The organism is Candidatus Shapirobacteria bacterium (assembly GCA_041659325.1).
GTDB lineage: Bacteria > Patescibacteriota > Microgenomatia > UBA12405 > UBA12405 > JBAZYN01.
In genome coordinates this window covers 42,458-66,064 of the sequence record JBAZYN010000003.1, presented here as the reverse complement: position 1 = coordinate 66,064, position 23,607 = coordinate 42,458, and the positions used below count along the sequence as shown (strand labels likewise).

Sequence of the window (23,607 nt, the reverse complement as noted above, 5' to 3'; positions counted from 1 at the left end):
ATACGCTTTGCCCGTCCGTAGTTTTAACGAAGGAGGGTCCGAATTTTTCGGTACTCCCGGAGCCAATTCACATTTAACCTGAAAAATATTTTGTAATATTGACAACATCACTTTTAAGATCTAGTCTAATTTAGGATGTCACAAAAATCGCTGGTTTTTTTTATTTTTCTTCTTCTTATTTTTTTTCTTTTGGCTCCTTTTGCAGTTCAAGCGGCTACTTTAAAATGCGACGGTACCGATCATGCCACTCTTGATCATCGTGCTTTTGTCACCGAGTTCAATCCCACCGCTACTTCTGGTCAATTTGTAGAATTAATCAATACTTCCGATTATCCATTAAGCCTTGCCGGTTGCACTCTTGAAGTTTATTCTTCTACCGACACTCTCCTTGATACTCTTGATCTAGCCGGTACTATTCCTCAAACCGCTCTCTTAACCAACGACATTGGCAGTACCCTCTATGATACCGCTGGTGGCAAACTAGTCTGGAAAGAAGGGGATGGCACAGTACTTTATTCTGTTTCTTACGGCACTTATAGTGGTACCCAAGCCAACGATGCCGGTGCCACATTACCTGCTTCAACCCAGTCCTATCAGGTTGATGGTCATGATTCTGATGCGTGGAGCATCGCTTCGACAACGACAGGTTGGTGCGGAGCTGTTGGCTTTGGTGACTGTCCTGCTCGTTCTGCGGTTGCCACCTTACTTGCCAATGGTGGCATTACTACTAATTTGGCCGACAAGCCTGATTGGACTAAAATTACCGGTTTATATTTGGAAATAAACGGTAAAGGCCGGATCGATTTTCTCTCGACCATGAACTTTACCGACCGCTATTCTTTAAGCTGGCTGCCAATTCTAAGCCAAAAACTTGACATGAACACCACCAATCAAATCGGTCTTGATGCTGAAGACATTAAAGCATTAGTTGATACCAACGCTACTTTAACGATGTATGGCGTAAATTTAAATAATCCGACTATCCAGGTTACTAATACGGATGGTTCATCGGGAGACAGCGGTATCGTTTCCGGTCTCTCTTATGACCGTTCAGCTCAGACACTAACTTTTAATGCCGCCCATTTCACTACCTTTAAAGCTGTTGAAACAACCTCATCATCTTCTTCGTCCACTAGTTCACCTCCTGGCCCTCCCATTTGTGGTGATCAAGTTCCTGCCTCTGCTCCGGACTTATTTCAAATCAACACTACTTCCAAAACCGCCAAATTATTTTTTACTCCAATTTCGAATACCAGCCAATTTTATGTTAGTTTCTCAACGAAACCCACTGCTGAACAGCATGGAGAACTAGTCACTTTACACCGCGAAGGTGTCCAATCTCACACTATTTATTATCTTAAACCCAATACAACTTATTACATCAAGGTTCGTGGTCAACAAGGTTGTATGCCCGGGGGTTGGAGCACAACCATGAAATTCAAAACTAATTCACGGCGGTATTTTAAATACTAAAATCGTTCCCCTTTACGCCAAAAAAATTTTCAAAATCCCGCCCAAAAAATAAGTTTCTTGTTTCGCCCTGAATTCACTTCGTTCATGTTATCAATGTGTTGAAATAGCTACTCGGGCTTGTCTTGATCGGAGTCGAAAGATCCGAATTGCCTGTCATGAGCTAGGCCGAAGGACTTGTCCTGAGCCCAGTCGAAGGACTTGTCCTGAGCGAATTCATCATGAGTTTGCAGAATAAGTCGAAGGATTCGGTACTCCCGGAGCACTGTATTCTAGGCACCAAATTTATCCGAATAACTCATTACTCGGGAATAGACTCGAACTTTGATAAAATAAGTCATGCTTTTTGTCACCTCTTACAGCGACCCGGACTTAGACTGTATTGCTTGTATCTTAGGTTATACTGAGTATTTATCCAAAATCGGAAGAATTTCCACTGGTGTTTACTGTGGGGAATTAAATTTGGAAGTAGATTTCGTTAAGGAATATACAAACTTTTTTCCTCTCAATAAGCATGAGGGCAATTATATCGAAGATGATAAATTTATTTTAGTTGATAGTTCAGATCCAATCCGAATCGATCGAAGAATAAATGTTGAAAAAATTGTTGAATTATTTGATCATCGCCTTACTGAACAAGTTTCAAAGTTAAAAAACGCCAAGGTTCACATTGACCTTGTTGGATCCTGTTCTACTTTAATCGCTGAAGAATATCTAAAAAGCAATTTAGTTCCATCAATAAACGTTGCTACTTATCTCTACTCCGCCATAGTTTCCAATACGGTTAATTTCAAGAATTCTGTCACCACTCCCCGAGATACCGAGGTTGCAAAATGGTTAAAAACAGTAGCTGGCTTAAATGATAATTTTACAAAAGATATGTTTATAGCAAAATCAAACATATCTCCAGACAATTTGTATGAAGTACTTCGCCAAGACTTTGCCATTAGACCCATATCCGATAAAATGGTTGGAATAGCCCAAATAGAGATGGTTGATATTAATAGAATGTCAACAGATCTTAAACAGGTTTTATTAGAATCTTTAGTTCGTTTTTATAACGACAATAAACTCGACTATATATTTTTTAATGGCATTGATATTGTCGAAGGTTACAATATATTTTATACAATTGATGACGTTTCCAATAAATTATTTTCCCGGGTTTTAAATATTCCTGATTTAACACCGGGGTACAAAACGGATGCCATTATTATGAGAAAACAAATTTTTCACATGATCGAAGAATATTTTAAAAGTCAAAAATAGTTCAAAAATCATTCCACTTCTCGAGCAGTTGAGATAACTTCTGTCAATAGGTCGTCGTTTTAGTTTCCTAAATAAAATACCGATGAAACCGTCTGGTTTTTATCGGCTTTATTTTTTTTGGAAAAGCCATATTTCTTAAACAACTTCTCATCAGTCTCCTCGTAAAGAATTTTATTGGCTGCGTCTGAAGTCCTGCATATTACTCTGGTGCCGGGTTTCATTGACGCATATATCGCCCGGAAAATTTTATTCTTGGGTTTTGCTAGCAAGGCAACAACGATTACATTGTATTTGTCGGTTTTTAACTTTTCTCCACTTTTGCAATAAACATTAATTTTCCCCAATAGCCCAAGTTTTGATAGAACCTTTTTAGAAAGGTTGGCCTTATTCTTATCTTTTTCATAGCAATCTACCGGACATGCAGCATATTTGTTGTACAAAATGGCGCTCATCGGTAGCGGCCCTGAGCCGATAAACAATATCTTGTCGTTTGCCCTGATTTTTCCAATAGATATTTCGTTGGTAATAAGTGTTTTTGAGCGTTTAGACATCAATGCTTCCAGTGTCTTCTCGCCTTCAAGAAACTCCATTGCCGAATCTGTTTCCAATTCGGTCTTATATGTTTCATATAGTATTTGTAATTTAATTAGCTTGCCTATTTTTTTTAAACGCTCAACTATCAAACAGTCATCCTCGCTTGAAAGCGCCAACACCATTTTCTCCATACGGACAGCGTTCTTTTTTACTCCAATTAAGTCGTTCAAGTTTGTATCTGCGATTTCACAGAGTTCTTCAAATGGGCTATACATAAACTCAGAAAGTCTATCATATCGAAATATTCGAAATAATTAATGCTTTGTATTAAAATATCTTTATGTCCCACAAGAAGCTGATCGTTTGCGTCTGTCGGGGAAATATCCTTCGATCGGCTGTCGCCGAAAAACTGATTTCACAGCAATTAATCAAACAGGGAATCCGCACTGATTACCGGGTTATTTCCAGGAGTATCCAGGGAACAATAATCGACCACAAACCCGTCCGGTTCCCTAATATAACCTACTATGGCGAGGTTTATCATCGGGTAAAGCCTTTGCTTGAAGAACTAAATGTTGATCTGTCTGGGCATATATCCACTCCAATCGATTACCCTACCACCGCCAAAGCATCATTAATTCTTGCCATGGATAACCGGACGTTGAAGAGTCTTAATCTTCTCTTTCCCTATCATCAGCATAAAATTTATTTATTCACGGAAATTATCAATCTTAATAAAGATGTTAATGACGTCCCTTACCGAACCAAACCAACATATAGTATTAAAACCGTCAAAGAAATTAATAGTATTTTAACAAACGGCCTTGGTCAAATTTTGTCTTTGGCTCAAAGGGTAAAGTATTAATTATCCTGGATAGTTCTAAAAGAGGGGATGAAGCTAAAGCTGAACAAGCAAAGTTATTGTCTTTGTATGGCATTTATCAAAAGATATTAATGGTTTTAAAATCGTTCCATAAATAAATTCCTTGTTTCGCCCTGAATTCACTTCGTTCATGTTATCCATATCTTGAAATAAACGCTCGGCGCAGAGTTTACACTGAGGTAACGAAGTGCCCCCCCACCTGCCCGCAGATGCTAAGGCACCAGCTTTTGCAGGCGGGCCGCCGCGCCTATCATTCTGACCTGAAATACGCTTTGCCCGTCCGTAGTTTTAACGAAGGAGTGTCCGAATTTTTCGGTACTGTCGGGGCAGTTCTGACATATTCGGGAATTGGGGTGTAAAATCTCTTATGGTCAAGATACCGATATTTCTGTCATCTCTCATTTGTCTTCTGTGTTTTTTATTCTCCACCACCTCATCTTTTGCCTCGTTTCCTTTTGACACCGAAAAATTTTTACCTCCCCCCACCACCGTCAATGTCCAATTTGGTCGACTTGATCTGGACAAATATTACGTAGTTTCTGTCAGTGGTATTTGGGACGCAATTTCCAACAAACTAGACTTGAATATTTCCGACAGCGGCACCTTTAGCAAAACCGTTACTGTCGACAACAAACGTCATTCTGCCGACAAATTCATCGGTGGAGTTACCCCCGAAGACGGAGTCTTTACCCTAAGTGGAACCTATAAAAAAGGCCATATCAGTGGCCAATGGTCATATGAGCTTAGTATTCCTCCGCGTGAGGGGTGGAAATATCCGGAAAGCTATGTAGGCAGCGGTACTTTTTATACCACCCAACCGATTTCCGAATCCTCCGGCGCCGGTATCATCGAAGGCAGTCTTACATTAAACAAAACCAATTGGAAAGACAAAAAAATGGTTGATCATGTGGCATTTACTCAAACCGATAATTTCAGTAATTCCTGGACTGCTGTTAGCAACTGTCAAGAAGTGATTTGCGGTTGCTTTGAATATGACGATCCGGTCGATTCCCGGGCCCGTTTTAACTCCCTTACCGGTGAAGTAAGTCTGGCCCACTGCTACAAAGACGGTAAATCTCAAGATTGGACACCAGCTACTCCAAAAGCAAAATTATTGGTTAACGATCATATTCTTACCGGAGCCGACAGTTTTGCAGTCCTTCAATTCGAAGATATGACCACTTTTCGAATAAAGTCCAGCACCGAAGTTATTGTTAAAACCCCTCCGGAGCAGGAAACAAAGCTTGGTTTGGTTTCCGGTCACTTGTGGATAAATTTTAAGAAGATGCTCACCAATGGCACCATGGAAGTCGAAATGGGTCAAGCAGTCGCCGGTATCAAGGGTACTACTTTAGTGTTGGAGCAAGTTAAAGGCGCTTCTTCGATAAAAGTTATCGAAGGTGTCGTTACCTTCAAATCAAAGCAGACTAATCAAACTGTTGATGTAAATGCCGGTGAAAAAATTTCTGCGGATTTCAATGGTTTATCAGCCATAGAAAAATTTGATATCGCCGCCGAAAATGCAGGGTGGGGAAAAATTGATGATGTTAAAAGTATAAATAACACCTCACGGTCAATCTCCCCGACAGTTGTTGTCGCCGCAATACTTCTCCTTGGATTTTTTGGCTTCCTCATTTTAAAAAAGAAAAAACAAAACTTCAGCCCATAGATAAAGTTTAAAATCGTTTCACCAAAGGGAAGGACCTGTCCTGAGATAATCTAAGGATTCGTCACCTCCGAATTATATATTTTCTTTCCCATTTCTTACCCTTTCCTAGGCTCTTCTCCACATTGTCGGCATAGATTCAACATATGCAACTAACCAACCCCGTCCCTGACATAGATTTGTCTTCCGGTCACTCCATACCCGTTCTGGGTCTTGGTACCTATGGCCTAACCGGGACCTCCTGTATTGAAACCATCAAAACCGCTCTGGAAATCGGCTACCGGCATTTCGACACTGCCCGGAAATACCAAAACGAAGCCGAAGTAGGAAAGGCTATCAGAGACTTCCACCGGTCTGATATATTCATTACCTCCAAAGTCCCCGAGGATCAGCTTGATTATCATCATGTTCTCTCAAATGCTGACCAATCTTTAATTGATCTCAACACCGACTATATTGATCTTTACCTTATCCATGCACCCAATCCCGAAGTAGACATCAACGAAACGCTTCAGGCCTTTGAAAAACTCGTCTCCGACCAAAAAATACATTCCATTGGGGTCAGTAATTTTGGCATCATCGAGCTACAAAACACCCTCTCCGCCGCCCGGGCTCTAAACTTGCCTATTACCAACAATCAAATCGAAATCAACCCCCATCATTATCCAAAGGATGTTATCAATTATTGCCAGAAAAACAACATCACTATTACTGCCTATTCACCCCTCGACCAGGGCGATGTCGCCGACGACCCGGTTCTAACTGGTATTGGCCGACAATACGATAAAACTGCCGCTCAGATTGCCCTCCGGTATCTTGTAGACAAGGGTTTAATTGTCATCCCCAAAGCCAGCTCCCGCGATCATCTTCAATCCAATTTCGACATTTTTAACTTTACCCTCAGATCAAATGACAAACAAAAAATTTCAAGCCTTTAGTCGCACTCTGGCCTTAATTTCACTTCCTAGCGGTTAAAAATTAATCACTTAGTTATTACCTCTATGGTCACCAACACAAACCAACAACAAAACACCATTGACAAACTTCAGGGCTGGCTAAACGATCACGGACATCCAAGTTACGACTACCTCCATTGTCTTTACGATGAAGGCGACCCCGCCCTATATGGAAAGCTAACCGCTATCGCCCGGGATCTGAGCTTAACTTATGATCCCAACATCTCCCTAGAAGAACGCTTTGAAGCTATTTTCAAAGCGGTAAATGACTTACCCGAAAAAAAGGTATCCTAATTTGTTGTGGTTTTATGCTCATAAAAGGCAGTGCCCCTCACCCCGCCTCCGCCAGAGGCAGACAAGCGCTAATACCAAATATTCCCATAAATAGAAGCATATTGCCACGATAGGTTCCTTGACAATCATTTCCCCTGGCTTATAATTTGGTTAAGGATTCGAAAAACTTATTAAAATATAAATTCTCAACAAAATGAAAAAATGTAAAAGCTGTCAGATGGAAATTGATTTAGAAGCCACCAAGTGTCCTCATTGCCAAACTGACCAGCGCGGTCTATTTGGGAGGCACCCGATAATTACCAGTTTAATTACCATGTTTATTGTTCTTGGGATTATCGGCAGCATTGGTAATAAAAAATATAATCCACCTGATGTTTCAAAAGTGGTATCAAAAATCGACACAAATACTCCGCTCCCTGAGCAGCCGGAAGAGCTAACCCCCAAAGTCGGGGATGTCACAGAATTAGGTGACAGGGAATTTATAGTAAATTCAGTCAGAAGGTCCCGAGGTTTTGGTTATAACACTCCCAAATCGGGTAAAGAGTATGTAATCGTTAATGTTTCTATCAGAAATTTAGGTACGGGTGAAGTCTCCTACAATCCGTATGATTTCAAAGTTCAGGATGCCAATGGTGCCCAGGAGGGGATAACATATGCTTCTTTAGACGATAGCCTAAATTCCGGAACGTTAGCCCCGGGCGGCAAGGTCACCGGCTCAATGCCCTTTGAAGTTCCCGTCGGCGACAACGCGAAATTGATATACCAATCCAGTTTTTGGAGCAACCAAAGAGTCGTCGTAGATCTGGGAAATATATAAAAATATTTTTTGGGTAAAAAGGCATTGTCCTTCCGGAGCTAGCTGACACTTAATATACTTTTTGAGATAATAATTTGGTGAAATACAAATTTATCTTCCCAGGTATTGTTATTGTAATAGTTGCCGTATTATCTGTTTCATATTTTTCTAATAGAAATTTTCGCTTTTGTCGATTTATCGGTGGAAGACTGGAGATGGTAAGCACAGGCTGTCGTTGTGTTAGTCAGCCGTGTATTGCGACATTATGTAGTCACAAAAATAAATGTGTTTGGGGTAAGTAGAAAATATCTTAATTTCTCTATTTCCACAGATTAATCAGCCGGTTAGTGGCCAAAGCACTGCCAAACCAAGCCCAATTTTGGTCGTAGTAGTTGGATTTGTCCCCCCAATAACCCTCATCATAATTAAAATTGTTTTCAAAATTTTTCTGAAATAAGTCAGCGGCCATTTTGGCATCAGTTTGGCTAAAAACAGACAACGCCCCCACCTCGGTACTCACCGAAGAGTAGCCGGTCACCGGAGCCCCGTCCAGCTCGTAGACCGAAAAAAATCTCTGATTTTCCTGCCATTGTTGAGAAAAGAAGGGCTTATTTTTTGCCAAAAAATCGGTGGCTTTACTATTTTTAAACCAGATCGAGTCCAGGGCCACGTGCCACATAGTTCTAAAGGCATCATAGCCATAATTATCGACATCCTTGTCGTTTACATAGGCACTAGCCGAAGATAGCTGCCCGCTTCTCCTATCCAAAAGAATCCAGTTTGGGACAAGGGTGTATTGGTTAAACAAGTAATAACTATCGTCGGCCAACTTGTCCCACGGGTGCCTGGGATCTACCTTGGCAAAAATCCGAAAACTTGCCGGCGACGAATACGACGGGTTAATCAAATAACCCCCGTTTCGGGCGGCATCGGTCCCGGCCGTCAGGTAATAACGGCCATTAACCAAAACCACTTCTTTTTTCCACATGTCATTTAGGATTGCCCGGGCAGAACTTAAATATGCTCCACCCCCCCAACGTCTATATGCAAACAACAGCGCCAGTGCGATGTCCGAATCAGCGTCGGCGGCAGTATTAGAGTCGGCCAACCCATAGTCTTCACCCTTCTTTTCCCATAGCCAGGAAAATAATTTATCCTGAGTCCGTTTTTGCAGGTGGTCAACCGTCCACTGCCACACCCCGTCAAAGGTGTATTTGTCGTTTAGCCAAACCGCTCGTAGCATTGCCAAAGACTGTCCCTCAGAGGTAGTCCGGTTATTACCTTGTGGATCAATAACTTGGCCGTAGGATATGACAAAATTGCTTTTGTAAAATTTCCATGAACTATCCAGAATCAAAGCTTCTTTGTTTTTCACCTGATACACCCGCATCCAATCACCATTGGTACTCAGATATTGATCTATGTTGATATGCGAAGTCGTGTTACGTTCAGAATCATAAGCCAAAACTGAGTTGTCAAAAGCCTTTTTTATAAAATAAAATTTATGATCTCTGATCTGTTTCAGGACTTCATGGCCCAACGTGATGTATTGAATGTTCTTCCAATCCTCACCCAATTTACCCGTCAGTATTTCCGGATCATATTCAACTTTCCACACCCAATCGGCATTTGGGAAAACGGTATCACCCTCAAACCTAGGCGCATGTAGATCAACGTAAAGAGCGCAATCGATAGCAATAAATGAGTCACCCGAAACATTTTTTTTAATCCAATCAATAGTTTGCACCTGAGATATTGTCTCGTCCCGGGTATATTGACCGGTGGGATGTGTCAGTAAATAGGCCGAAACCGCCACGGCAAAAATAAAAACTAAAGGTACATAGATAAACTTTTTTCGAAAAGCAATAAATCTAAATATAAAATAGCTCAACATCCCAATATTGAGCGCCAAAAAGGGGATTAGGGGTACTATATAAAAATCGATAACCAGTTTTCCTCTTAACAAAAATAGCCAAAACAAAATAGACAAATATGCAGGAATCCTTAGCGCCCTGTTTTTTATACTTAGTATTAGACTGGCAATCGTCGCAAAAACCCCCAAAATTATGGTTAGTCTATCCCGGTTCATCCACTCCATTAAATTGACATAAAAATCGCTATTTTTGTCCCAAAAATAAGAGCTACTACCGCGGCCTGCTTGCTGTAACAAACTACTAATCAGGCTAACATGGGGTAAATTATTAATTACCCCCACCGGAAAAAACTCGCTTTTCAAAAGAGCGTAAAGAAAATATGTGGAGACCACAAACCCGGCCACCGCCAACCACTTGATTAGTGCAAAACTCCGATGTCCAGGATGAGATTTAATATAAACTGCATATACAAAAGCCGGGATAGAAAAGATGGCGTTTTCTTTGGTCAAAACGGCAATCCCGAAAACTAATCCGGAAAGAATTATCTGGCTCAGACGAAGTTTGTCTTTCAAAAGAATTGCCAGAGACACAAAAATCCAAAAAACCATTATGTTGTCAAGCAATACCCGTCGCTGAAAATATATCCCCAAGGGGGAGAGCGAGAAAATAAGAACTGCCATCAAACCGGGGATAATGCTACCGCTTAGTTTTTTCGCCACATAGATTAACAACCCCGAGGTAAAAAGGTGCAGTACTAGCATAAATGCCCGACCGGAATTAACTGAAGTTCCAAAAGTAAAAAAACCACCGGTTAGTTTTACCCAGGTTGCCAGAAACAGCCAGCCGGCCGGGGCATGATCATACCAATAGGTATAGGGGGCCAAGCTTCCCTGTTCTAGCACCGACCAAGCCTGAGACATATACGTTCCCTCATCGTTCTCATAATATGGGAAACGAAACATATTAAAGCCATGAGATACCAGTGAAATAGCCATCACGATCGCCACCGCCACCACCCCAAAATAGTTCGTCTTGAGATTATTTAACATAGGCCATTTCCAAAACCGGTGCCGGTTGGCGGTGGTCATTTAAATGCTGAGTTTTTTCCCAACTATTATTATTAAAAATAATCCGGTAAAGAGCCCGAAACGAAGAAAACATCAGAGCAATTTGATATGGGATAAAAGTAAATATGACCACCAAAGGCATCCAAAAAGGAAACTTTAGCTTATAAGCCCGGGTAAACTCAAACAGCCCAACGGTAGAAATTAGAACTTGGAGGATAAACAAACACAAGGGGACAAAGGACAACAAAGAAACCGATACCGGTAATTTTTGGGTAAAAGCCACCCAAAAACTAAACGGAATGTATGGTAAAAACAGAGCCTGAGTAATCGGGGAGAAAAGAACATACAAGATCACCAGTCGTTGCCGCCAACTAGGCAGTTTGGCCCAGTCACCTTTTTGTAAGATTTGAATAAATCCCTGATTCCACCGGGTTCTTTGCTTAATCAATCCGGCCAGGTCTGGTGGGGTTTCTTCCTGAGTTGAGTGTTTTTCGTCATAGATAACCCGGGTTTTAGCCCCTGCCAGAGCCAGTCGGATGCCGATATCAGCATCCTCAGTCAGGCAATTTTCATCCCAACCGCCCACAGTCTTTAGCCATTCCTTTTTAAAAAATACCGTATTGCCACCCAGTGGAGTAGCCTGGCCGATTTTTAGAAAAAAGTGAAGTCCCGACTTAAACCAAAGAAAGTATTCCATAACATTTAAAGCAGAAAACCAATGGGATCGGAAGTTCATCAGCTGAACCCCCGACTGAACCACATCTACCCGGTCGCGGATCATTACCGTATTAATTATTTGATATATGTCAGGATGGGGTTCGTCTTCGGCATCAAAAATTGTCACCACACTATTCCTCGCTTGCCAGAGACCTATATTTAGACCATGGGGCTTGTTGATAGGAAACCCGTCAAAGGTGACCAAGCGGATATTTTTTTGACCAAGTTCCGTAATTGTTTCCGCCGCCCGATTAATTGTATTCACATCATCTTCCCGACACAGTACCAAAATTTCTTTTAGGTTATCAGGATAATTAATTTTATTAATAGCGATAATGGTATCGCGGATAACTTTTTCTTCGTGCCTGGCCGGTACCAGGGCAGTAAAAGAAAGCGAAGGATAGGCAAATTCAACCGGAGATTTGTTATTGTTGACAGTGTCGGGATCTTCCCAGGCATAGAGCATCCACATCAAAGTAATAATCCCCTGAACAGTTAGAAGTAGCGTAACCAAAATTACTACCAGTGGTATCCAATTTAAAGTAATACTTGATTGAAGGCGATACAGATTTAACGAAAAACCAGCCCCGGTAAAGGCGGTAAAAATAAATACTAGTGTTCTCTTACGTTTAATAAATCTCATATAAATTGGAGAAATCTAGTATACCTATATACTCTTGGGGCAAACAGTAATTTTGCTAGCAAAATTAAAGTAATTAGAGTTACAAACATTGTTTAATCTCACCCCCAAAAATCTTTCGTATGTTTTCGACTTTGTCTGGCAATTATATTGAGGGAATATTAGGTTTTACCTCCCACCTCATCATTTAGAATAAAATAATAATATATTTATTCGCTATTCTCTTACAAAATACTAAGAATCCTTCAAATACAATGTAAGAAAAAGGACAATAATTATTTACCTGGACGCGGCGCTATTTACCCCAAAATTCATCTGCCCTGAACGCAGTCGAAGGTCCCACTTGTGCCGGGGCTTAAAAAGGCGATATTAAGTCTTATCTTGCCAATATTTCACCCAGGGCTTTTATATCAAAATCAGGGGTGGCACAGACTATAGCTTTTGCCTTATAATAAATACATGGCAGAGCCAAGACCCGAAACAAAATTAGGTGAAATTGAAGCCCAATTGCCTGGCGGAATTTTACTTATACATTCTGATCTAAGAAGCGGGCAAGCAGAAAAATTTCAACAGGAAGTATCTGCAATGGGAATTTTTATTGCAAGACAAGGCCAACTAGCCAATCTTCCTCCGGAAAAACTAAGACACTTTATTGATATTGCAAAGTTTATTTTGATTTTACCCGATGAGGCTTTAGATAGGCCGACATCCGATTTGTTGGAACACATAATAAAAAATAGAGGTAGAGGTTATGCTCAGGTTATGTTAAGTGAAGAAGATAAGATAAATAGGAGTGTGGCTTTATTAGCCGATCGGCAGCTCGACTGGACGAGTGATTTGGATCAAGAACGGGTGCTAAGAACTTTCAATAGACCGACCCATTAATTTGCTCACCCGCCAGCCAAAATAAAAAATCTTTTGAGTCGAAGGGCTTGTCCTGAGCTAGTTTACCCCGAACGTAGTTGAAGGGCTCGATCTCCGGAGCCATTGTACTATTAGGGCATTAAAAAAGAACGATTTCAGACTTTAGACATTTGCTACAATTTGTTATGAATAAAGCAACAAATTGGAAAACAGTTTCCCAAAAGTTTGTATACGAAAGTAAATGGTTGGCTTTGAGACACGATGAAGTAATTAGACCAGACGGCAACCCCGGCGAATACGATGTTTTAGTAAAAAAAGATTTTGTTGTGATAATTTCAAAGATAAATAATAAATTCGTATTAGTCGAACAAGATCGTTACCCGGTCGGAGATCGGTCGTTAGAATTTTCCCAAGGAAGTATCGTAGGTGATGAAACTCCGGAAGATGCTGCTCGAAGAGAATTCGAAGAAGAAACAGGTTATCAAGCTGGCAGGTTAAAGAATCTTGGCAAAGTATGGCTTGCCTGTGGACACAGTCAACAATGCTATTCTGTTTTTTTAGTAGAAGAAATAAGAGAAGGGAATAGGCATCTCGAAGGCACAGAGGCTGATATGAAAAACAGGATACTATCCGAAGAAGAACTAAAACTAGCTATTAGGTCGGGAGAAATCAAAGACGCTTCTACAATTACAGCCTACTGTCTATACACACTTTCGCTTGATAAATGAGTTTCAAAATCATCCCGCTTTTCGAGCTTAAAATCTAATAAATCCCGCCCAAAAAAAATTCAGTCCAATCTGTCCTGAGTATGACCCAAGGAGCTGAATTTTGAAATTCCAATTAAAAAAGTCTGGTACCCCCATCACGGAAATCCTGTAATCTGGTTTACAGAATGGAGCTATCTGTCAAAGTAAACTTAAAAATAAATTAATATTAATAATTTAACAAAATTTTATGACTGATCAAATTTACAACACCACGCCGTCAGGCCAGACCGCCCAAAACAATAATACGCTCCTATGGATGATTCTCGGCGCCGTTGTGGTAATAATGTTTTTGTTTGCCATATTTAGTAGTAGCAATGATGGGTCGTCAAGCATCCCTACACCAAGTCCACAATCAACTCAAGTCCCGCAAAATCCCCAGGCAACCCAAATTCCTCAAAATCCTCAAGACACTCAAATCCCGCAAAATCCACAAGAAACCCAAGTTCCTCAGTCAACCGCCATCCCCACACCTGAAGTTCAGTTATAAATTCCTTCAGATCGATTCTAACAAGCGATCGGTGTGATTATTTTTGTTTCTCGGCTTCTTTTTCCATTTTTAAAAGGCGGGTATAATAGTCGGGAATTTCATTTAGATGGGCCAATGCAATTTTTCCTGTCGTTAACAGATCGTCATTTGTGACATTTGTCAGCGGGCTGATAATCCCATGCTCCAACTCGACTTTCATCCCTATTTCAAACTGATGGATATCAAATTTATCCCACTTAATGCCCAATCGTTTGCCGATAAGTTTTGCTTCTGCTGTCGTCAGGTGTCTTTTTGTTTTTTTCATATCTCACCTCCTTCTCTTTTTAGTATTTCTCAAATTTTTTATTCACAATTTCCCACTTCACGTTCTGGAAAAAGGCTTCAATGTAGCTTTTCCGGTCAGCCCCGAAATCGATAAAATAAGCATGTTCATAAACGTCCATTACCAAAACAGGTGAAACACCCCAAATCCCGCCCTGGTTGTGGACATCGGCGATATAGTTACGTAATTTACCGTCGTTAAAATCAAAAGCCAATATCACCCACCCTCGGGCCGTCAGCCCTAGTGCCTTAAACTCATCTCGCCACTGCTCAAACGACCCAAAATCGTCACAGATTTTTTGAAGGATTTCTCCCCCGGGGACTCCGTCTCCGCCCAAAATATCAAAATATGCCTCATGTAATAGAACGGCGTTCGCCGCAAATCCTTCTTCCAGTTTCGCTTCCCGCAAATCGGAAAATGTCGCATTGGCAGTTGTTTTATCAGTTGCCTTCAGCCGGTCCTGAATCTCTTGCCATTTTTTGACATAGCCGCTATAAAGTTTCCCATAGTGTTCATCCATGGTTTTTTGGGAAATTCCCTTTAGCTCCGAAAAGTTATATTTTTTTGCTTCACTATATTTTTTCATGATTTTTTTAATAAATATTCTGCTTTATATTTTACTCCACTATTACCTTACCTTTCATCTCCGGGTGTATGCCGCAAATATAGTCAAACTCTCCGGTTTCCTCAAAAGTAAAACTAAACGTTTCTCCCTGATCAAAAGTATTCGACTCAAAATTTCCCTGACTGGCAATTGTGTGCGGAGTCGAATCTTCATTCGCCCAGGTAACTTTTGTCCCCTTGGGTATAGTTATCGTCTCCGGCTCAAACTTAAAATTTTTAATCCTTACCTTCTCTTCCTCCATTTCTGCCTCCTTGTTTTCACCGGTACTTGCACTTCCCGGCGATAAAATTTTAAATATTTTTCCACTCTCGCCCGAAGGGCCGAGTGTCCCTGTCGTTAGTAGATACAACTCGTTATCCTCATCCTGGCCCATTCCTTTTATAAATAGTCCCAAGCGGCTATTCTGACCATTAGAAATTTTTAATTCTCTCAAAGACCAATTCCCATTATCCAAACTTGCCGCAAACAGGCTGCCGTCACCCTTTGTAAAGTCACGACTCCAGTCGGCAAAAACATAATCCCCATTAAGTTCCTTTATTGCCTCCCCCCGATAAACATATCCGCCCACAATCGCCTTTCCTCCGCCCTCTCCCATATGGCCATATTCAATAATCGGATTCAAAAGCGGCTCACCGTTAAGTCCTGTGCTCAGGCAAGTCACCGCTGATTGCTCCGCATTCGACGGGTCAAAGCAATGGCTGCCCTCTCTGATATTCCAGCCATAGTTCCCCCCCTTTGTCACGATATTTACCTCTTCCCACAAATCCTGCCCCGCGTCGGCGGCAAAAAGCTCTTTATTTCCTCCCGAGTCAAAAGAAATATGATAGGGGTTTCTTAGTCCGTAAGCATATATCTCATCTAGCCCTTCTTTGTCCACAAATGGATTATCTTCGGGTATGGTATATGGGCTGCCTTTATCGACATCAATCCGCAGAATTTTCCCCAACATGGTGGTAATGTCCTGGCCGTTGCCAATTTCCGCATGGCCTAGCCCCACGTCATTCGCTGCCCCGCCGTCTCCCAGGGGAATGTACAATAAACCTTCAGGCCCAAAAGTGATATGTCCGCCGTTGTGGTTTGATTGGGGCTGGTCAATCTGAAGAATGACCTTTTCCGAATTTGGATCCGCCATATTGGGGTTGTTCTTATCAACCATAAATTCCGACAGAATACTGGTATGGTTCCAATCTCCGGTCACCCCGCTTCTCAACGGCGCGCTGTAATAGACAAACAACCGGCCGTTTTCCCTAAAGCTAGGATGAAAAGCCAATCCCAGCAGCCCTCTCTCGTCATAATTTTGCGACAGTGTTACCAATTTATTCTGCAAATCCAAAAAATTATTTTCGAGCACCTTCCCCTCCGCATCTATCACTTTTATCAAGCCAATTTGGTCAACCAGAAACATCCGCTTAGTCCCGTCGTTTGCCGGCACCAAAGCCACCGGTGACACAAAACCCTCGGCCACCAGTTTTACATCCACCCCCGGTACCGGCTCTTCTTTGACGATACTCGGTTGGCCCTCATTTTTCGGAGCAAAAAGAAAACCCGCCGCGATAATTATTAAAATTATCAAAAAAAATAAAATTGTTTTTTTCATATGCCTAAATAATTATAATTTGTTATATTATTTTTGTTTGTTACGTTGGTTATTTTATTTAACCTTAGTTACCGAAAATATCAGTGAACTGACGATTGATAAAACCACACTAAAAGCCAGTGCCCACCAAAAACTTTTTGCCTCAAAATCCGGAATCAGAGCGTCCACCAAAAGCACCATTAGGGCATTTACTACAAATACAAACAGTCCAAACGTCAAAATAGTTATTGGAAATGTAAAAAACAAAAACACCGGCCTGATAAAAGTGTTTACCAAACCCAACACCAACGCAACCACTACCGACGTAAAAAAGTCTTTAATCACAATCCCCGGTAAAACATACGAAGTTATATATACTGCCAGACTATACACCAGAAATCCTACCAACATCTCCATATTTTAAATAAAATTTTAATACTCCAATATAATTTCGCCCCATTAATAAATTACAAAGATTTAGTAATAAATCGGTAAGAGACCTACCACCTTGCTAGTTTTTTACTGGGTTGGTTGATTAATATTTATATCCACTTCCTCCGGGATTTGGATCGAAGGCGTGTTAGTCTGCCCCCCCTGCCTTATTGCCGGTAGCAGAAAATATCCCACCACCAAAATAAGACCGATAACCAAAACTGCGGTCAAAAACATTCCCATACCGCCACTCGATTCCCCCGAAGAGGGAGTATTGACAATTGTTGCCATATTTTTAAATTAATTAATAATTAAAACTTTAATCAATTTTCTGTCATAGAAATAAAAGTCGTGCAAATATAATGTAAGAAAAGAGATAATATATTTTTCCGCTCTAAAATACTTTGCCGTAGTACAATAAGCATATGGAAGACACCAAAGAAAACAAAAAAAATCCCAAGTGGCTGATCATATTTCTATTACTATTCCTGCTTTTGGCTCTCTATTTCTTATACAAATCGTTTTTTTCAAAAAAAGTTACCCCGCCCGAAACTATCCAAAAATCTCCCGCCACCGAGACCAAACTTGCCGATACCGATGAGATTAAACCTCAAAAAATAATAAAATGCCAGAGTGTTGTCATTAGTCCCAAATCAACCATCGAGCTTTTTACTTATATGTCCGGGGACAAAATTAGAGCTGATTATCGCATCAGTGCCACTTCCGAAGAAAATTCTTTCAAAACCCAAATATTTTATGATGGTGGCCAGGTCTATGTGTGGAATCCGCCGATTTATTACGGTGGACCAAAACCCGAAAACCCGTCAGGGCAAAAAATGAAACTATCGGATTTTAGATTTAACGTCGATATCTCCGAACTTGGTGTCTTAAAACGTTTTGGTAGCGCGCCGTTATCCGGTGATCACCTGTGTTCAGACTGGGATGATGTCGATCCCGTCTTTGAAGTGCCTTTCGATTTCCAGTTTGTAGACTCCGCCGATATTAATTCAACAATCACCGACGAACTAAAAAGAATTTGCCAAATCTGTGAGGGGGCCGGGTCGGACGACCTCAAGTCAACCTGCCGAAAAAATCTCGTATGTGACTAGTCAGGTTACGCTTAATAAATACTTATTTATTTACCCCCGATAGCCGATTGGCACCATATATTACTGCGTTTTGGGTAATATTTTTCTATCGGTTTTCATTGCCTGGCTAACCTTATTTTTTACCTCGGTCATTTTGGTGGCAATTTTTTTCCGATTATTTTTATTCCTCAAAGCTCTGGTTGCTGCAATCACCAACCCTATTCCGGCCGCCGTCGAAATAATGCCCATCGCCACACTCTTTTTTTTATGATTTTTTATTGTTTCTCCGTCCATTTTTACTCCTTATAAATTATTAAATTAAAAACTATCTATGTAAAGCTCTGCCCAAGAATATTACGACCACCGCGCCAATCACCGCCACCATTATGCTGTACAAATCAAATCCGGTCACTCCGGGTTGCCCAATCATGTTCATAATAAGTCCTCCCAAAAACGCTCCCACAATTCCCAAAATTATATCTTCCACCGTTCCATGATTTCCCTTCATTATTAAATCGGCAATCCAGCCGACTATCGCTCCAAAAATTATCCAAACTAAAATGCTCATTTGACCTCCATTTATTAATTATTAATTTCACCCTGATTATGGCCAAGTTTTCCAAGTGTTATAGTAAAAAAAGGTAAGAAGTTTGTAAGACTAACCGAAGCTCTCCGCCAAACTTTTGATAGACTAACTCATATGACCATCAAATTTGACGATCGTGATATGACCGACTCAGAGTTCAAGCGGGAACAGGCCGCTTTTGATGAACATGGGTTGGAATTTGGTAATCCGCCGGAAACCCAGCAACGCCATGGATTTGTCGCCACCGACAATGAATTATTTGTTGGTTGCTCAAGTGGCTTAGCCCAAAAAATCGAAAATGGATATGCGCCATACTTTTATCTAAGTGATCTTTTAGTTGAAAAAGCATACCGAAAACGAGGTTTGGGCAAAAAGCTTTTAGGTCTACTCGAAGAAAAAATAAAATTACTCGGCATCAAATATATTTGGACCTGGACGGCCGACTACGAGGCATCGTCTTTTTACCAAAAACAAGGTTACCAAATCTTTGCTACCTTCGAAGATTTTTACTCTTCCGGACACTCACGGGTTGGCCTAATCAAAAAGTTATAAAACTCGCCCCCTTACCTCCAAAATCACTCCATCCGATTACCCCCGGACCTTCATGTCCGCAACTTCAATGGTGTATGATTTGGATATGAATGAATACAAGCTGGTGTTTCAAGATGGGGATTTAAAAGAAGAAGATAGGAAAATCTTAGTAGATGGGATGTTGGCATACCATGCTAGCAAAGGGCATCCTAGGAAAAAAGATGTTTTCTCCATAGTCTTGCGGGACCAAAGTGATAAATTATTAGGCTGTGTTCTTGCCTCAGTTTTGTGGAATGGGATGGAGATTGATTCTTTGTGGGTAGACGAATCAATTAGGAAACAGGGGTGGGGGAGAAAGTTAATGGCAGCCGTCGAAGCAGAAGGGACAAAAAGGGGCTGTACTTTTTCTTATACCAATACTTTTACCTGGCAGGCACCAGAATTTTATGAAAAATTGGGCTATAAACTTTACGGAAAACTAGAAGATTTCCCCAAAGGTTGTTGTTTGAGTTACTATAGAAAAAGTCTTTAATTTTTGCATCAAGTTTTAAATACGATATTTTTCCGGCAATATTTTTCGTAAACTTGTTGTTATCCTCATCCTCCGGTGTTATAACTTACATATGCCAAAAGAAAAAAATGTCGATGTAAGTGAAAAAAGTCCCTCAAAATTTCAAACGCTCCGCGGAAACCGCAAGACCAGATTGTGGTTCATCGGCGCTCTTCTTGTTATCGTTGCTATTCTTTTTATATTTTTCGAAAAACTAAGACTGGTATTGGTAATTGCCTTTGTCGCTTTATTGGGGGCTTTTGGCCTTGAATTTTCTCAAAACGATTGGGATTTGGGAAAACTTTGGCAAACAAAATCATTTGAGCAATCAAAGGTTACCAGGGATTCTGCCGGCAACATTTTATTTGATAAATTTGGTGAAATTACCACCGATTCTTCAAAAGGCAAGAAAGCCGATGAGTATAATTGTGACGATTTTTCCACTCAGCCCGAAGCCCAAAAGTTCTTTCTAAAAGTCGGTGGTGTCGGTAACGACGTAAATAGGTTGGACGGCAACAAAGATGGTGATGCCTGCGAGAGTTTGCCCCAAGGAAACAAGTAAATCCGGCGTGCCTTTTATTAGAAAATAAGTAGTCGTCCGCCATTTGTTACACTATCTCATGTGTGGGCGATATGCCTTTTATCCCGGCCAAGATTTTTTTGACAGGTTTTCTCTTGATCCCAAAGACGAGGGGGGATTGGATTTACAGGCTAATTTCAACGTTTCTCCCGGTCAGTTTATGCCCATTATCACCTCCGGGGAAAGGGGCAATCATTTCTCTCTTATGCGCTGGGGTTTGGTCCCATCCTGGGCCAAAGATTCCAAAATAGGCTTTAGGATGATCAACGCCCGGGCAGATACGGTTTCTGTTAAGCCTTCTTATCGGAGTGCCTTTCGCCGCCAACGCTGTCTGGTTCCCGCCAGTGGTTTTTATGAATGGGAAACAAAAAACAAAAAGAAAACCCCCTTTTATTACACTCTCAAAGATCAGCCGCTTCTAGCCTTTGCCGGTCTTTGGGAAGAATGGACAGATCCAAACGGTGTCAAACTTCAAACTTATACTATTATTACGACTGACTCAAATCAGCTTATCAGCCCCATTCACGACCGTATGCCGGTAATTTTAAAACCCCAGAGCGAGAAAACATGGCTCGATGATAAAACATCTCCGGACTCTCTTTTAGCTCTTTTAAAGCCCTTTTCGCCCTCTTCCATGCTCTCCACCCAAGTCTCCGATCGTCTCAATCGTTCCTCTGAAAATGATCCCCGTCTAATCAAACCGGTTTCTTAGTTTTACCCCGCTTGACCTTCGGGTATTCTTCGGGTAGACTCTTGTATGCATCTTCGGGTTGACGTCCCCATCGCCGTTATTTCTGTCTATGATCCCAAAGGGGCCAGGGTTTCTCCCCTCAGGGTTCGTTGGGATGGCCGGGAATATTCAATCACCAAAGTCGGCCTCCATCACCAGTTTAGAAACGGCCGCACCCTCCACCACATATTTTCCGTTACTTCCGGCGATACTTTTTTCCGCCTTAATTTAAATACCGAAAATTTATCCTGGCGTTTAGAAGAAATCTCCGATGGATTACCTGGCTAACCTTCCTTTTAATTCCAAGCCTTCCACCATCATGCATATTGATCTGAATTCCTGTTTTGCCACCATCGAGCAGCAAGCCAACCCCTTGCTTCGCGGCCGGCCCATTGCCGTAGCCGCCTACACCACTCCCAGTGGTTGTATTCTGGCTCCCTCAATCGAAGCCAAAAAATACGGGGTCAAAACCGGCATGCGGGTCAAAGAGGGCAAACTTCTTTGCCCCCACTTGCAGATTCTTGGCCCTGATCCCTGGAAATACAGAAATATTCATGTCCGGCTTCGTGATCTGATTTCCCGCTATACTTCTAATTTTTCGCCAAAATCAATCGATGAATTTGTCCTGAATTTTGAGGGCTATCCCTCTTTCAGGCTCGGGCTTCATCAGGCGGGCAAAGAAATCAAACAAAAAATCAAACAGGATATTGGTGACTGGCTCACCGTTTCTATCGGTATTGGGCCGAATCGTTTTTTAGCCAAACTTGCCGCCAATCTAAAAAAACCGGACGGTCTTGAAGAAATAAATTCAAAAAACTATCACCAAGTTTACTCCAAACTTACTCTGACGGATTTAAATGGCATCAAGACTGCCAATGCCATTCGGCTAAACAATGTCGGCATTCACACCCTAATTGATTTTTACCAAGCTCCGGTCAGCCAACTCCGTTGCGCCTTCCAATCAATTTTGGGCTATTATTGGTACCTTCGCCTTCGCGGCTGGGAAATAGACGATGTTGAATTTAGTCGCAAAAGTTATGGCAATATGTACTCTCTCCCCACGGCTCTTTCCGAGCCGGAAAAGCTTTCTCCTCTGCTTCACAAGCTAGTCGAAAAATGTAGTTTCCGTATGCGCCGGGCCGGTTTTTCTGCCCGGGGAGTTCATGTCGCCCTTTTGTATCGGGACCATTCTTTTTGGCATCATGGTGGTACTGTTCACCGGGAGCCACTTTTTAGCGCCGGCGATATTTATAAATATGCCTACCGTATTATGGTTTCCTCTCCCTATCGCAAACCGGTGGCCAATCTTTCCGTTTCTCTTTTTGATCTAAAAAAGTCCGATTTTTCTCAGCTCGATTTGTTCAACGAAATCACCAAAAAAATCAGCCTCACCCGAGCCGTCGATAAAATTAAGGAAAAATGGGGGGATTTTGTCATTACTCCGGCCATGATGCTAGGGACGAAGGACTATGTTCCCGACCGGGTTGCCTTTGGCAACATCAAAGAGCTGGAACAGTTCATCAACAGTGAATAGCCCATTCTTTCCCAATTCATATCTTTTTATTACCTCAGTTTCACCCTTAGTGCGTATTATAAAAATGCAAAGTTATTTATCAGGATTATTAAGGACGTTTATTTTTCTTATGAAAAAAAATAATGCCAAAGAGGGTAAAAAAATAAGCAGCAGCAACTTTCATAACCACAAAAAATTACTCTTACCCGACGAAAGCCAAAAGTTACTCGATATTTTGCAGGCCCGTTTTAAGACTTTCCCGAATCGTCACCCGGATTTGGTCTGGGAAAAGGTTCTGGCAAAGTTGGAAGCTAACCTCGATAAGCTCCTCCCACTTTATGAAATGGAACAAAGCGGCGGTCAGCCGGATGTGGTGGGGTTTAACCCGGGGGAACTTATTTTTTATGATTGTTCTCCCGAAAGTCCCACAGAACGGAGAAACCTTTGTTACGACCGTCAGGCGCTCGAGTCTCGAAAAGCCAACAAGCCCCGGGGCAATGCCCTGGACATGGCGGCTATCATGGGGATTGAAATCTTAACGGAGGACCAATATCGTCAGCTGCAGTCACTTGGTGTCTTTGATACCAAAACTTCAAGTTGGATAAAAACACCCGAAAGTATCAGAAAACTTGGTGGTGCCATTTTTGCCGATCGCCGCTACAACCATGTTTTTATTTATCACAACGGGGCCGAATCTTATTATGGCTCAAGGGGGTTCCGCGGCGCTCTTAAAGTCTAGGCTTCAAGAATGTACCTATTGGCGTATCAAGCTTTATTTAATACAAACTAA

28 protein-coding genes are annotated in these 23,607 nt (G+C 41.5%); 18 read left to right on the top strand and 10 right to left on the bottom strand.

Annotated elements, in window-relative coordinates; translation table 11 throughout:
- Positions 1-135: 135 nt before the first annotated feature.
- Positions 136-1,473: a hypothetical protein gene (locus tag WC841_05180; GenBank protein MFA5828720.1), complete on the top strand. Its 1,338-nt coding sequence runs from the start codon at positions 136-138 to the stop codon at positions 1,471-1,473.
- A gap of 336 nt (positions 1,474-1,809) precedes the next feature.
- Positions 1,810-2,739, top strand: coding sequence for a DHHA2 domain-containing protein (locus tag WC841_05175; GenBank protein MFA5828719.1), 930 nt, complete (start codon positions 1,810-1,812; stop codon positions 2,737-2,739).
- Between the two features lie 59 nt (positions 2,740-2,798).
- Here WC841_05175 and WC841_05170 read toward each other — a convergent pair whose 3' ends face one another.
- Complete coding sequence (locus WC841_05170; protein MFA5828718.1) at positions 2,799-3,548, bottom strand: nicotianamine synthase family protein; 750 nt, start codon at positions 3,546-3,548, stop codon at positions 2,799-2,801.
- A gap of 65 nt (positions 3,549-3,613) precedes the next feature.
- Between WC841_05170 and WC841_05165 the strand changes: the two genes are divergently transcribed.
- The 5 genes from WC841_05165 to WC841_05145 all read left to right on the top strand — a co-directional run bounded on the left by WC841_05165 (position 3,614) and on the right by WC841_05145 (position 7,889).
- A complete protein-coding gene (locus tag WC841_05165; GenBank protein MFA5828717.1) occupies positions 3,614-4,138 on the top strand; it encodes a hypothetical protein in 525 nt (174 codons plus the stop codon).
- Positions 4,139-4,523: 385 nt separating this feature from the next.
- Positions 4,524-5,825, top strand: coding sequence for a FecR family protein (locus WC841_05160; GenBank protein MFA5828716.1), 1,302 nt, complete (start codon positions 4,524-4,526; stop codon positions 5,823-5,825).
- Positions 5,826-5,968: 143 nt separating this feature from the next.
- The gene (locus WC841_05155) at positions 5,969-6,760 is read left to right on the top strand and encodes an aldo/keto reductase (protein MFA5828715.1); all 792 of its coding nucleotides are present in this window, start codon (positions 5,969-5,971) and stop codon (positions 6,758-6,760) included.
- 63 nt (positions 6,761-6,823) lie between these two features.
- Positions 6,824-7,072 (top strand): hypothetical protein, encoded by a 249-nt coding sequence (locus WC841_05150; protein ID MFA5828714.1) that lies wholly within the window; start codon positions 6,824-6,826, stop codon positions 7,070-7,072.
- Between the two features lie 193 nt (positions 7,073-7,265).
- Positions 7,266-7,889 carry a DUF4352 domain-containing protein gene (locus WC841_05145; GenBank protein ID MFA5828713.1) on the top strand — a complete coding sequence of 208 codons (624 nt, stop codon included), beginning with the start codon at positions 7,266-7,268 and terminating at the stop codon, positions 7,887-7,889.
- Positions 7,890-8,187: 298 nt separating this feature from the next.
- Here WC841_05145 and WC841_05140 read toward each other — a convergent pair whose 3' ends face one another.
- Complete coding sequence (locus tag WC841_05140; protein ID MFA5828712.1) at positions 8,188-10,791, bottom strand: glycosyl hydrolase family 8; 2,604 nt, start codon at positions 10,789-10,791, stop codon at positions 8,188-8,190.
- Positions 10,781-12,169, bottom strand: a complete 1,389-nt coding sequence (locus tag WC841_05135) for a glycosyltransferase (protein MFA5828711.1) — start codon at positions 12,167-12,169, stop codon at positions 10,781-10,783. The genes WC841_05140 and WC841_05135 overlap by 11 nt, the downstream gene beginning before the upstream one ends.
- A gap of 456 nt (positions 12,170-12,625) precedes the next feature.
- Here WC841_05135 and WC841_05130 point away from each other — a divergent pair, with 456 nt between their 5' ends.
- The 3 genes from WC841_05130 (at position 12,626) to WC841_05120 (ending at position 14,284) form a co-directional block, all read left to right on the top strand.
- Positions 12,626-13,051: a hypothetical protein gene (locus WC841_05130; protein ID MFA5828710.1), complete on the top strand. Its 426-nt coding sequence runs from the start codon at positions 12,626-12,628 to the stop codon at positions 13,049-13,051.
- 164 nt (positions 13,052-13,215) lie between these two features.
- Positions 13,216-13,758 carry an NUDIX hydrolase gene (locus WC841_05125; protein MFA5828709.1) on the top strand — a complete coding sequence of 181 codons (543 nt, stop codon included), beginning with the start codon at positions 13,216-13,218 and terminating at the stop codon, positions 13,756-13,758.
- Positions 13,759-13,984: 226 nt separating this feature from the next.
- On the top strand, positions 13,985-14,284 hold the full coding sequence (locus tag WC841_05120; GenBank protein MFA5828708.1) for a hypothetical protein: 300 nt from the start codon (positions 13,985-13,987) through the stop codon (positions 14,282-14,284).
- Positions 14,285-14,321: 37 nt separating this feature from the next.
- Here WC841_05120 and WC841_05115 read toward each other — a convergent pair whose 3' ends face one another.
- From WC841_05115 to WC841_05095, 5 genes are all read right to left on the bottom strand, one after another.
- Positions 14,322-14,588, bottom strand: a complete 267-nt coding sequence (locus tag WC841_05115) for a DUF5661 family protein (GenBank protein ID MFA5828707.1) — start codon at positions 14,586-14,588, stop codon at positions 14,322-14,324.
- A 19-nt stretch (positions 14,589-14,607) separates the two neighbouring features.
- The gene (locus WC841_05110; GenBank protein ID MFA5828706.1) at positions 14,608-15,192 is read right to left on the bottom strand and encodes a Fe-Mn family superoxide dismutase; all 585 of its coding nucleotides are present in this window, start codon (positions 15,190-15,192) and stop codon (positions 14,608-14,610) included.
- A 31-nt stretch (positions 15,193-15,223) separates the two neighbouring features.
- Complete coding sequence (locus tag WC841_05105) at positions 15,224-16,828, bottom strand: PQQ-dependent sugar dehydrogenase (GenBank protein MFA5828705.1); 1,605 nt, start codon at positions 16,826-16,828, stop codon at positions 15,224-15,226.
- Positions 16,829-16,882: 54 nt separating this feature from the next.
- Entirely contained in the window at positions 16,883-17,218 is a 336-nt protein-coding gene (locus tag WC841_05100) for a phage holin family protein (protein ID MFA5828704.1), read from the bottom strand.
- Positions 17,219-17,326: 108 nt separating this feature from the next.
- Positions 17,327-17,530, bottom strand: a complete 204-nt coding sequence (locus WC841_05095; protein MFA5828703.1) for a hypothetical protein — start codon at positions 17,528-17,530, stop codon at positions 17,327-17,329.
- A 134-nt stretch (positions 17,531-17,664) separates the two neighbouring features.
- On the opposite strand from WC841_05095, the gene WC841_05090 reads away from it, so the two are divergent.
- Entirely contained in the window at positions 17,665-18,348 is a 684-nt protein-coding gene (locus WC841_05090; protein ID MFA5828702.1) for a hypothetical protein, read from the top strand.
- A gap of 60 nt (positions 18,349-18,408) precedes the next feature.
- Here WC841_05090 and WC841_05085 read toward each other — a convergent pair whose 3' ends face one another.
- Both WC841_05085 and WC841_05080 read right to left on the bottom strand, forming a co-directional pair.
- Entirely contained in the window at positions 18,409-18,621 is a 213-nt protein-coding gene (locus tag WC841_05085; protein ID MFA5828701.1) for a hypothetical protein, read from the bottom strand.
- Between the two features lie 31 nt (positions 18,622-18,652).
- A complete protein-coding gene (locus WC841_05080) occupies positions 18,653-18,895 on the bottom strand; it encodes a GlsB/YeaQ/YmgE family stress response membrane protein (protein ID MFA5828700.1) in 243 nt (80 codons plus the stop codon).
- A gap of 132 nt (positions 18,896-19,027) precedes the next feature.
- Between WC841_05080 and WC841_05075 the strand changes: the two genes are divergently transcribed.
- The 7 genes from WC841_05075 to WC841_05045 all read left to right on the top strand — a co-directional run bounded on the left by WC841_05075 (position 19,028) and on the right by WC841_05045 (position 23,556).
- The gene (locus WC841_05075) at positions 19,028-19,465 is read left to right on the top strand and encodes a GNAT family N-acetyltransferase (GenBank protein ID MFA5828699.1); all 438 of its coding nucleotides are present in this window, start codon (positions 19,028-19,030) and stop codon (positions 19,463-19,465) included.
- 85 nt (positions 19,466-19,550) lie between these two features.
- Positions 19,551-19,976 (top strand): GNAT family N-acetyltransferase, encoded by a 426-nt coding sequence (locus WC841_05070; protein ID MFA5828698.1) that lies wholly within the window; start codon positions 19,551-19,553, stop codon positions 19,974-19,976.
- A gap of 91 nt (positions 19,977-20,067) precedes the next feature.
- On the top strand, positions 20,068-20,556 hold the full coding sequence (locus WC841_05065; protein MFA5828697.1) for an excalibur calcium-binding domain-containing protein: 489 nt from the start codon (positions 20,068-20,070) through the stop codon (positions 20,554-20,556).
- Between the two features lie 58 nt (positions 20,557-20,614).
- Positions 20,615-21,286, top strand: a complete 672-nt coding sequence (locus WC841_05060) for an SOS response-associated peptidase (GenBank protein MFA5828696.1) — start codon at positions 20,615-20,617, stop codon at positions 21,284-21,286.
- Positions 21,287-21,331: 45 nt separating this feature from the next.
- On the top strand, positions 21,332-21,592 hold the full coding sequence (locus tag WC841_05055) for a hypothetical protein (GenBank protein ID MFA5828695.1): 261 nt from the start codon (positions 21,332-21,334) through the stop codon (positions 21,590-21,592).
- Positions 21,576-22,838, top strand: coding sequence for a hypothetical protein (locus tag WC841_05050; GenBank protein MFA5828694.1), 1,263 nt, complete (start codon positions 21,576-21,578; stop codon positions 22,836-22,838). The genes WC841_05055 and WC841_05050 overlap by 17 nt, the downstream gene beginning before the upstream one ends.
- 109 nt (positions 22,839-22,947) lie before the next feature.
- Positions 22,948-23,556, top strand: coding sequence for a DUF4256 domain-containing protein (locus WC841_05045; protein ID MFA5828693.1), 609 nt, complete (start codon positions 22,948-22,950; stop codon positions 23,554-23,556).
- Positions 23,557-23,607: the final 51 nt, after the last annotated feature.